10 protein-coding genes are annotated in these 11,124 nt (G+C 46.3%); all 10 read left to right on the top strand.

Translation table 11 applies throughout. From position 1 onward, the window contains the following. Nucleotides 1–411 precede the first annotated feature (411 nt). Complete coding sequence (locus ISR87_03930) at nucleotides 412–915, top strand: Rrf2 family transcriptional regulator (GenBank protein MBL7024582.1); 504 nt, start codon at nucleotides 412–414, stop codon at nucleotides 913–915. Continuing rightward, nucleotides 905–3,352 carry a heavy metal translocating P-type ATPase metal-binding domain-containing protein gene (locus tag ISR87_03925; GenBank protein ID MBL7024581.1) on the top strand — a complete coding sequence of 816 codons (2,448 nt, stop codon included), beginning with the start codon at nucleotides 905–907 and terminating at the stop codon, nucleotides 3,350–3,352. The genes ISR87_03930 and ISR87_03925 overlap by 11 nt, the downstream gene beginning before the upstream one ends. 19 nt (nucleotides 3,353–3,371) lie before the next feature. Further along, entirely contained in the window at nucleotides 3,372–3,572 is a 201-nt protein-coding gene (ccoS, locus tag ISR87_03920; GenBank protein MBL7024580.1) for a cbb3-type cytochrome oxidase assembly protein CcoS, read from the top strand. Further along, a complete protein-coding gene (gene ccoN, locus ISR87_03915) occupies nucleotides 3,572–5,689 on the top strand; it encodes a cytochrome-c oxidase, cbb3-type subunit I (GenBank protein ID MBL7024579.1) in 2,118 nt (705 codons plus the stop codon). Before ccoS ends, ccoN begins: the two co-directional genes overlap by 1 nt. A gap of 17 nt (nucleotides 5,690–5,706) precedes the next feature. Next, the gene (locus tag ISR87_03910; protein MBL7024578.1) at nucleotides 5,707–5,895 is read left to right on the top strand and encodes a CcoQ/FixQ family Cbb3-type cytochrome c oxidase assembly chaperone; all 189 of its coding nucleotides are present in this window, start codon (nucleotides 5,707–5,709) and stop codon (nucleotides 5,893–5,895) included. Further along, complete coding sequence (locus tag ISR87_03905; protein MBL7024577.1) at nucleotides 5,895–6,683, top strand: c-type cytochrome; 789 nt, start codon at nucleotides 5,895–5,897, stop codon at nucleotides 6,681–6,683. Before ISR87_03910 ends, ISR87_03905 begins: the two co-directional genes overlap by 1 nt. Nucleotides 6,684–6,781: 98 nt before the next feature. After that, nucleotides 6,782–8,197 (top strand): cytochrome c oxidase accessory protein CcoG, encoded by a 1,416-nt coding sequence (gene ccoG, locus ISR87_03900; GenBank protein MBL7024576.1) that lies wholly within the window; start codon nucleotides 6,782–6,784, stop codon nucleotides 8,195–8,197. Further along, a complete protein-coding gene (locus ISR87_03895; protein ID MBL7024575.1) occupies nucleotides 8,197–8,664 on the top strand; it encodes a FixH family protein in 468 nt (155 codons plus the stop codon). Before ccoG ends, ISR87_03895 begins: the two co-directional genes overlap by 1 nt. 104 nt (nucleotides 8,665–8,768) lie before the next feature. Beyond that, complete coding sequence (locus tag ISR87_03890; protein ID MBL7024574.1) at nucleotides 8,769–9,821, top strand: tetratricopeptide repeat protein; 1,053 nt, start codon at nucleotides 8,769–8,771, stop codon at nucleotides 9,819–9,821. Nucleotides 9,822–9,961: 140 nt separating this feature from the next. Further along, on the top strand, nucleotides 9,962–11,095 hold the full coding sequence (locus ISR87_03885; protein ID MBL7024573.1) for a saccharopine dehydrogenase NADP-binding domain-containing protein: 1,134 nt from the start codon (nucleotides 9,962–9,964) through the stop codon (nucleotides 11,093–11,095). Nucleotides 11,096–11,124: the final 29 nt, after the last annotated feature.

Below are 11,124 nucleotides of genomic sequence, written 5' to 3'. Positions count from 1 at the left end.
GCTGGATACCTCTTTTTCACGGATTATTACCGAAATGTTAAGGTGTAAATTAAGGAACCGCCCTGTACGGAACCGTACGCAGGGTGGTGTGAGAGGACGGATAGGGAATTAATCCCTATCCTCCTACTCGATTGAGAAGTATAGTATTGAGGTTTATTTTGACACGAATTTCACGAATGGCCACAAAAGGATAATAGCTTTTCAGCTTTAAAATATTTCGTGGTGTTTCGTGAAGATTGGTGTTATTCGTGTCCAGGCAAAACCCTCCCAATAATCAGAGGTTTCCACTCAAACATCACTATTTTCATGGCATTTGAATTATTCAAGATTATTTTGGGTTGTAGTCGTGGTACATGGGGCTTCATATTTTTTACAATAGCAGAACAATTAATTTGAGGGGACAAGAATAAATTGCCGTTTCGTTTAACCAATGAAGGTGAGTATGCCGTTCGCCTCATGGTCTATCTGGCAGGACGGGATCGTGATCAACTGGTCTCTGCCCGGGAAATAGCAGAAAATCAAAATATCCCACAGCGCTTCCTCAGGACCATTGTTTCCCAGTTTGTCAAGTTGGGGTTTGTCAAATCCTTTCAGGGCAATGGTGGAGGTGTTCGCCTTGCTGAAGGCGCCGAGAACAAAACCTTGCTGGAAGTCATCGAAGCTGTTGAAGGTCCCATATACTTAAATGTCTGCATGCAAGGTGAAGTGGCTTGCCAATTTTCGAGTCAGTGCGCTGTTCACCTGGTCTGGCATGAAGCCCAGGATGCCATCCAGCAGATATTAGGTGGCAAAAAAATAAAAGAACTGGCTCAGGTGAACTTCGATCTGGCGGCCAGTGGTCTGGGTGCAGGCTCCGATGTCATGTGTGGCATACCGGTAACTACTGAAAACACGAAGATTCCCCATGGCAATTAATTTTGGCAAATATGAAACGGATCAAACTCCAGCAGACCATGGAACAGCCCTGCGTTGTTTCCATTGTGGTGAATCCTGCCCGGATAACACCATATCCATTGGTGATAAGAGCTTTTGCTGCCATGGCTGTAAGACCGTATTTGAAATTCTTAATGCCAATGAGATGTGTGACTATTATACCATCGAGGACACACCTGGCATAACACCCAAACAGGATTTGATCTCTGGTCGTTTTGATTATCTCGATGACGAGACTGTGAGACCCCAGGTTATTGATTTTTCAGATGGCAAAACAGAAAAGGTGACTTTCCATACCCCAACTATGCACTGTGCCTCCTGTATCTGGCTCCTGGAAAAACTCCATGAGATGGATTCACGCATTTTCAGCTCTCTGGTTAATTTCCCCCGGAAACAGGTGACCATTACCTTCAATCGTGAGCAGATGAAACTCAGCGAAACGGCAGCCCTGCTCTCTTCGCTTGGCTATGAACCCCTGGTGAGTCTTGATACGGTTGGGAAGCGGGAACAATCCTCTGCCGAAAAAAAATTATACCTGAAGATTGGTCTGGCAGGCTTTGCATTTGGCAATGTCATGATCCTCAGTTTTCCAGAATACCTCTCACGAGTCGGTTCGGTAGATGCTACTTTCAAAATGGTGTTTGGGTATCTCAGTCTGATTATGTCCTTACCCGTTCTGATTTTTGCAGCCAAAGATTATTATCAATCAGCCTGGGCTGGCATCAGAACCCGAACTGTGAACATTGATGTCCCCATCACCCTGGGTATCGGGATGCTCTTTGTCAGATCAGCCTGGGAGATTCTCACCCAAAGTGGTGTGGGTTATTTTGACTCTTTTACGGGCCTGGTTTTCTTTTTGCTGGTGGGGCGACTCTTTCAGCAGAAGACCTATGAGATGCTTTCCTTCGAACGAGATTATAAGTCCTTTTTCCCTCTGTCAGTTACCCGCAAAATCAATAATGTGGAAGCCGTAGTCCCGGTTTCAAAGCTGAAGCCAGGCGACCGGATCGTGGTTCGAAATCAGGAATTGATACCAGCAGATTCTGTCCTCCTTAAAACGGATGCCCATATCGATTATAGCTTTGTCAGCGGAGAATCCATCCCCGTGACAAAAAATGCTGGTGATTTTATCTACGCCGGGGGCCGCCAGGCCGGTACCACAATTGAGCTGGAAGTCATCAAGGAACCGTCACAGAGTTATCTTACCCAACTCTGGAATAATGATGTCTTTAGTAAGCCGAGATTTTCAAGGTTGAACCAGCTTGTTAATCAGGTGAGTCACTACTTTACTTTTGGTGTTTTGGCCATCGCCATTGTTGCCTCCATATATTGGCTCAAAATAGATACATCAACCGGTATCAAAGTATTTACATCAGTCCTGATAGTGGCCTGTCCCTGTGCCCTTGCCCTTTCCTCGCCCTTCGCGTTGGGGACAGCCATGCGCATTTTTGGTCGCAAAGGCTTCTATGTGAAAAACACAGATGCAGTTGAAGCCCTCTCGAAAATTAATACCATCGTGATGGACAAAACAGGCACCTTGACAGAATCTCGACAAGAGACTATTGAATTCTCCGGCGATGTGCTTTCACATGACGATCAGGAAATTATCAAGTCTCTGGTTCAGCATTCCACCCACCCCTTGAGCCAGAAAATATTTCAAGCCCTGGATGTTCATGCTGTCCACCCTGTAGGGGATTATGAAGAAATTTCAGGACGGGGAATTCAAGGGGTTATTGGCGGACGCAATATCAAACTGGGTTCTGCCAAATGGTTGGGGATTGACGAAGTGACCAGTGATGCTGAGGATATGAAAACCCGGGTCTTTCTCAGCATGAACGATGAAATCAGGGGTCCCTTTTTAATAGCCAATGTCTTCCGCAAGGGTTTACGTCCGCTACTCTTTGATTTGAAAAAAGAATTTGACATGTATCTCTTGTCTGGTGACACAGAACGGGAGAAAGCCAATCTGGTGAATCTCTTTGGCAGTGATGAGAACCTGCTCTTTCGCCAGACACCCGAGAACAAGCTGGATTTTGTCGCAAAAATTCAGGGAGAAGGTGCCCATGTCCTTATGGTGGGAGACGGCCTCAATGATGCCGGCGCTTTAAGAGCCAGTGAAGTGGGCATTGCCATCACGGATGATGTCTCCGCGTTCTCTCCAGCCAGCGATGGAATCCTCACAGGTAAAAACTTACATTTACTGGGGTCATTTATAAAAATGTCAAAGGCTACCACCTCGGTGATTGTGGCCAGTTTTGTGATCTCAATTATTTATAATGTGGTTGGTGTTAGCTTTGCAGTGGCAGGAAAACTGTCTCCCCTGGTGTCGGCTATACTTATGCCTGCCAGCTCTATTTCTGTTGTGGTCTTCACCACATTTACAACGAGCTTGCGAGCCCGTATGATGAGATTAACTTGATGAAAAGCGAGCTTTAAAATTGCAGGTAATGTTTATCCTGATGGCCTTTAGTCTGGGGGCATCTCTTATTTTTTTAGGAGCCTATATCTGGTCGGTTAAATCCGGGCAGTTCGATGACAAATACACACCTTCAGTACGAATGTTATTCGAAGATAAAAAAATATCAAAGAAAACGGAACCCGGTCTTGATTCGGGAGAAAAAAACGAGGAGATTAAATAATGGAGATGGAAAAATTTCAGTACGACAATAAAATCGTGCGAATGTTTTTCTGGGCTACTGTTATATGGGGCGTGACAGCCTTTCTGGTTGGACTTACTATAGCGCTTCAACTACCGGCGCCCTGGTGGAATTTTAGCACATCATGGCTAACTTTTGGTCGCCTGCGTCCCCTGCACACCAACGCTGCCATTTTTGCTTTTGTTGGCAACGGTATATTCATGGGATATTACTATTCAGCTCAAAGGCTGCTCAAGGCTCGAAATTTTTCCGATGTACTGAGTAAAATACATTTCTGGGGCTGGCAAGGCATCATTGTCTCAGCCGCCTTGACACTACCTGCCGGTCTTACCTCAGCAAAAGAATACGCCGAACTGGAATGGCCCATTGATATCGCCATCGCAGTCATCTGGGTTGCCTGGGGTGTGAACATGATGGGGACCATCCTTAAACGTCGTGAGAAGCATCTCTATGTCGCCATATGGTTCTACATCGCCACCTTTGTAACGGTTGCCATGCTCCATATTGTGAATTCTCTTGCCATACCAGTGAGCTTCTGGAAAAGCTATTCCCTCTATGCAGGTGTACAGGACGCACTGGTTCAATGGTGGTATGGTCACAACGCAGTCGCCTTTTTCCTGACCACGCCCTACCTCGGTCTGATGTACTATTTCATGCCCAAAGCCGCTCAGAGACCCGTCTATTCATATCGCCTGTCCATCATACACTTCTGGGCGCTTATCTTTCTATATATCTGGGCCGGCCCTCACCATCTGCTCTATACCTCAACACCTGATTGGGCTCAAACCCTGGGAACCGTGTTTTCCATTATGTTGATTGCTCCCTCATGGGGTGGCATGCTCAACGGTCTTCTCACCTTACGTGGTGCCTGGGATCGTGTACGCCAGGATCCCATATTGAAATTTATGGTGGTGGCTGTTTCCGCTTATGGAATGTCCACCTTTGAAGGTCCCATGATGTCATTGAAAAACTATAATGCCATCTCACACTTTACCGACTACACCATTGCTCATGTCCACATCGGCGCACTGGGCTGGAACGGCCTGTTAACCTTTGGTATGTTGTACTGGCTGGCTCCTCGTTTATGGAATGCCAAACTGTATTCCGTTAAGCTGGCTAATGTTCACTTCTGGCTGGCCACGCTTGGAATCATTTTCTATGTGATACCCATGTACTGGACTGGCATTACCCAGGCCTTGCTCTGGAAGCAGTTCACACCAGAAGGCTTGCTTGTTTATCCAAATTTCCTGGAAACCGTTTTACAACTGGTGCCCATGTACTGGACACGTGCCTTTGGTGGCACACTCTATCTCACCGGGTCTCTGATCATGGTTTACAACCTGGTTAAAACCGCTCGCTCCGGTGCTCCCATTCCAGATCAGGAAATGGAAGCAGCACCCCTGAAGCCCATCGTGACCGAACCAGGTGAGCACAAACACCGCTGGCTTGAAGCTCGTCCCATGTACTTCCTGGCCCTGGCTCTGGTTGCTGTAGCCATTGGTGGTATTGTGGAATTTGTGCCCATGTTTGTTGTGAAATCCAATGTTCCAACCATCAGCACGGTGACACCTTATTCACCTCTGGAGCTTGAAGGTCGGGATATTTACATCAAGGAGGGTTGCTTCAACTGCCACTCCCAGATGATTCGTCCATTCAGAAGCGAAACCGAACGCTATGGTGAATACTCGAAGGCCGGTGAGTTCGTTTATGATCATCCCTTCCTGTGGGGTTCCAAACGAACCGGACCTGATCTTCATCGTGAAGGTGTTGGCAAGTTGAAAAAACCAGATGCCTGGCATTACAACCACATGGACAATCCTCGCTCAATGAGTCCGGGGTCCATTATGCCGGTTTACCCCTGGTTATTGGAGCGATCCAATGATTATGATGATCTTCCCAGGAAGATCAGTGTCATGCGAACCCTGGGTGTTCCTTATGCAGAAGGATATGAAGATCAGGCTCTGGAAGATCTTAAGCAACAGGCTGATGGTATCGTCGCCAATCTTAAGGAAGCAGGTATTGAAACGTCCTGGGATAAAGAGATTATCGCTCTTATCGCATATCTTCAGAAACTTGGGACAGGAATTCTTCCCAAATAGGGGAGAAATACTAACGTATGTTAAGTCGCATTTATCCAGGAGCAGATGGCCTTCAGTTCTTTCAAGGTCTTTCCCTGGTCCTGTTCTTTCTCGTCTTTGTGGGAGCCATCGTTATGATCGTGACCATGGGGAGGGGACACATTGATAAAATGAGCAATATGCCCCTCGAGAGCGGGGATGATCAAAACAATGGAGGCCTTAAATAATGGGCAAAGTCACAAACGAACTCATTGATCACGATTATGATGGAATTCAAGAATATGACAACGATCTACCAGGTTGGTGGAAAGCATTATTCCTGATCACTATCGTCATTGCAGTTATATATGTACCTTACTATCACTTCTACGGTGATTTACAGGACGCAGAGTATCAAAAAGAAATGGGTACTTATGTAGAGGCCGGCGTAGGTCGTGGACCTTTTACAGCCTACTCATCACCCTGGGCCAGCGATGGAGAAATCACGCCAGCCCTGCGAGCAGAAATGGATAAAATCCTAGATGCTCCTTTTGATGAGCAATTGATGCGGGCCATGGCCAAGGCCGATCCCGATCAGCTAGCCAAATTGCAGACTGCCTTTCCAGATGTCATAGCAGCATATGGAAGTGGGACAAGCGCTTCTCCTGATCCAGCACCTGCCAAAAAAGAAGAACCTGCAGCAACCCCTTCTGCTGGTATGGTCGCTCTAACCGATGAGGCTAGTCTGGCTGCCGGTAAAAAGGTCTGGGATACCCAATGCTTTACCTGTCATCTCAATGATGGTGGAGGAAGTATTGGCCCCAACATGACCGATGATTACTGGATTCATGGTGGAGATATGGAATCAATTGTACACATCATTAAAGTGGGGGTTCCAGCCAAGGGTATGATCCCCTGGGAAGCCACATTGACTCCCGATCAGATCATGCAGGTTGCCAGTTTTATCAAAGTGAAGATCCATGGAACCACTCCGGCTGTTCCCAAGGCACCACAGGGAGACCTGTTTGAGGGATAGCTCATAAGGATAATACCTGGGAATGGAACTCACGCTTGACGTGAGTTCCTTTTGCCAGATTAATTTACAGAAAACAAATACTTGGAGATGGCAGGTAAATGGATCAGCCAGATAGAAATCTCACCAACATAGATGCCCCGTCGGCATTTCGAGATAGAATTGCTTCCATGGATGAGGATGGCAAACGAAAATGGGTTTTCCCGCGCAAACCCTTCGGTCGTTTCTATAAGGCAAGAACCTGGTTTTCATATCTGCTTCTCGCTATCATGTTTAGTGGACCGTTTATCACAATAAATGGACGGCCATTTCTCCTACTCAACATTATAGAACGTAAATTTATCATCCTGGGGATGGCCTTCTGGCCCCAGGACAGTTTCATTTTTGTGCTGGCCACCCTGACCTTTGTGGTGGGGATTCTCTTGTTTACCGTCATTTTTGGCCGGCTTTTTTGTGGCTGGGCTTGCCCTCAAACCATCTTCATGGAAATGGTCTTTCGTAAAATCGAATATCTCATCGATGGTAACGCAAATAAACAACGCAAACTCAAAGCCCAGAAATGGAATGCAGAAAAGATTTTCAAACGGGTCCTGAAGCATGGCATCTTTTGGATTCTGTCCTTTATCATTGGCAACACCTTTCTGGCTTATATCATCGGTAAGGATGAACTTTTCGAGATCGTTACCTCGCCAGTTGCTGAGCATGCAGGCGGGTTTGCCATCATGGTCCTTTTTACCACATTGTTCTATTATGTCTATGCCTCTTTTCGTGAACAGGTCTGCACCCAAATTTGCCCCTATGGACGCCTGCAGTCCGTGCTGCTGGATGACAAATCCATTGTGGTTGCCTATGATTTCATTCGGGGTGAAAAACGAGGTCGCCCCAAAAAGAACACCACACAGGAATTGGGAGATTGTATTGATTGTAACCAGTGTGTTGAGGTCTGTCCCACGGGCATAGATATACGGAACGGCACCCAGCTGGAATGTGTCAATTGCACGGCCTGTATAGATGCCTGTGATACCGTCATGGACAAAGTGAAGCGACCACGCGGTTTGATTCGCTATGATTCATTTACGGGTATTCGTACAGGGGAAAAGCTGAGTATGAATTTTCGCAATATTGGTTATTCTGTTGTTTTGGCAGCCCTTGTGTTTTTCTTCTTTGTCCTGCTGGTGACCCGTTCTGATGTGGAATCAACCATCTTACGCTCATATGGAACCATGTATCAGGATGTTGGAAATAACCATTTCACAAATTTGTATACCGTCAAAGTGCTTAATAAGACATTTGAGGATCTTCCCATCCGGTTTGAATTGCAGGAACCTGAAGGAACCCTGACCATGGTAGGTGGTGATTTAAAAATCAACGGCCAGGATAAAACAGAAGGCGCGTTTTTTGTCGACTTATCTGGCGATTTGCTGGATGGTACAGAAACCAAACTGATGATCACTGTATACAGTGGCGACCGACTTCTGGAAACCGTAAAAACATCATTCATGGGACCGAGAAAATAATGACTGAGCAAGGGAAATCTGGTGGTCTGTGGATGTGGGGTCTCACCGCCACAATTGTGGTCTTTATTGCCTTCTTTGTGGGCTTTGCCATCTGGACTTTCCAGGATGATGTTGAGTTGGTTTATGACAACTATTATGACAAAGACGTGGTTTTTGAACAGCAGATTAAGCGGGTGGGCAGAACCCAGGCCTTGTCCGTTAAGCCTTTGCTAAAGTACAATCAGACCACTCAGGTTCTGGACTTGAAATTTCCACTGGCTCTGGGGCACACGCCCACTGAGGGAGAGGTGCTTCTTTTTCGTCCAGCTGATCTTCACAAGGATCGATTGTTTCCACTGGAATTGGTGGGCGATAGTCTTCAGACTATTGAGCTCAAGGATATGGATTCGGGATTATGGCGAATAAAGCTGAATTGGACCAGCGGAGGGCAAGAATATTATCTTGAACAATCTCTCATGGTGAACTGACCAGGACTTGGTGGCCAGCTCTGCCAGTGATTGTCTTCAACAAATAACCCTTGCTGAACATGTGGCTCAAGTTAATTTTTTCCAATTGGTTTAGGAGAGATACTATGGGGCTGAAACGCGGGCTCATTCTTACAATGCTTGGGATGTTTATTCTAACTGCATGCAGTGAAGATCCAGATATACTCTTCTCAAAAGCCGAAACCGAAGCAGCCCTGGGTTCACGTCAAAAGGCTTTGAGCCTGCTTATGGTCATTCAACAAAGCCATCCCGAGTATACACAAGCATATTTATTCGCAGCACAGCTCTTTTTTGAGGATAACAATCTTACAGATGCAGTCAATCAGTGCAGGCGCGGCTTGGACGCAGAGGCAGACTCATCTCAAATATTAAGATATATCGGAGAGATATATTATTTGAGCGGGAGTATGGATAATGCCTACCAATATTATCGCATGGCTGTTCAGGCTAATCCAGAGGATGTTGATGCCCGGATCAGCATGGGATATATACTTGATAAAAAAGATTTATATGAGCAGGCCCTGACTCATTTTGACAAAGCCCTTGAGCTGGATTCAGCCAATTATGAAGCGACAGTTGGTAAGGCTAAGACACTGAGGAATTCAGGCAAGACGGCTGCCTCGATTGAATTGCTGGAAGAGGCGGTGAAAAGTGAACCCATGCTGGGTGCCGCTTATGGTGCTCTGGCCATGGCTCAGGAAAAAACTGCCACGGAAGATAAAGACATTCTGGAAAATTATGCCTTGGCTGTGAAGTTGTCCGCCAAAGACAAATCCATTTGGGATGCCTATGTCGATTTTATGATGAAGGATCAGGACCAGAAAGAGGCCGTCAAAGTACTGCAAAGATATCTCTCTCATTTCCCCCAGGTCATTGAAGGCAGACATCGTCTGGCTGAGTTATATATTGATCTGGCCAGATCTGAAAGTCTTTCCTGGTTGGATGCTGCAAGACAACAATGTGATCAAGCCTTAATCACCGACCAGAATGATCATTACAGCCATGCCTTACTGGCCAAAATTTATCTGCTTCAGGAAAAACCAAGGCTTGCAATCCTTGAGGCACAATTAGCATTTGAAATCAATCCAAATACTGAATATCGGGAATTGGTGGATCAGGCCAAGTTTTTCTCGAACTGATTTTGCTTTCATAAAAGCTTTCCCCGCCAACCCGGACATTTGGACACTCATTCCAAAGCCATCCAAGCCAACACGCTGGGGATGGCTTTTTAATTAATCCCCCATATGGCACAAGCCGGGGCACAAAAACAGGATGTGATATGCGCAAAAAAGTTGTCGTATTGGGTGCAGGTATGGTTGGAAGAGCTATGGCCATCGATTTGAGCAATCAACACGATGTCACTTCAGTTGACAGAGATGAAAACGCTCTGGCGCTCCTTGGTAGCCATCCAAATCTGAGCACCACTTCAGCGGATCTGGCGGATGCAGCAAGCGTCACAAAGGTAATTGCTGATGCAGATATTGTTGTTGGGGCGGTTCCCGGGTTTATGGGCTTTAAGACACTGCAAACCGTTATTGAGGCCGGAAAAAACATTGTGGATATTTCCTTTTTCCCCGAGGATCCTTTCGAGCTGGATGCACTGGCAAAATCCAAGGGGGTGATTGCTGTCATGGATGCCGGGGTTGCTCCTGGAATGAGCAATCTCATTTTAGGTTCCTATCAGGCCAGAATGGAGGTCACAGACTTCACCTGCTATGTGGGTGGCCTACCCAGAGAGCGGACCTGGCCTTATGAATACAAGGCTCCCTTTTCACCCATTGATGTCATTGAAGAATACACCCGCCCTTCCCGCACTGTTGAAAATGGCAAGATCGTCCAGAAGGAGGCACTTTCGGAGCCCGAGCTCATTAATTTTCCTGATGTGGGAACCCTGGAGGCTTTCAATACAGATGGCTTGAGAAGCCTGATTTTTACCATGAAAATCCCCAACATGAAAGAAAAAACCTTACGCTATCCCGGGCACATAGAACTCATGCGCGTCCTCCGCGAAACCGGCTTTTTTGGAGAGCAGGAAGTTAAAGTTGGCAATCAGAGTATCCGTCCCATCGACCTGACAACGGCTTTGCTTTTTCCAAAATGGAAGTTGGGTGAAGAGGAAGAAGAATTTACCATCATGAATGTTTTGATTGGGGGTTTGGATGCTGGCAAGAAATTCAATCACAAATATGTATTGCTGGATCGCTATGATCCTGTCACCAAAACATCATCAATGGCCAGAACCACAGGATACACCTGTACTGCGGTCACATCCCTGGTTTTGGATGGTCAGTATAAGCGAGAAGGCGTCAGTCCACCTGAGTTTGTAGGTGAAGTCCCAGGCTGTCTTGAGACAGTTTTCAAATATCTCCAACAAAGGGGCATTCATTATATAAAAAGTTCACTGGAGGAGTAAAAGTCAGATTTGAAGGTGTCTAAAACCAC

The sequence above is a fragment of the Candidatus Neomarinimicrobiota bacterium genome, assembly GCA_016784545.1.
Classification (GTDB): Bacteria; Fidelibacterota; UBA8477; order UBA8477; family JABMPR01; genus JABMPR01.
The sequence above is the reverse complement of the archived record's forward strand: the minus strand, read 5'-3'. Positions and strand labels throughout refer to the sequence as shown.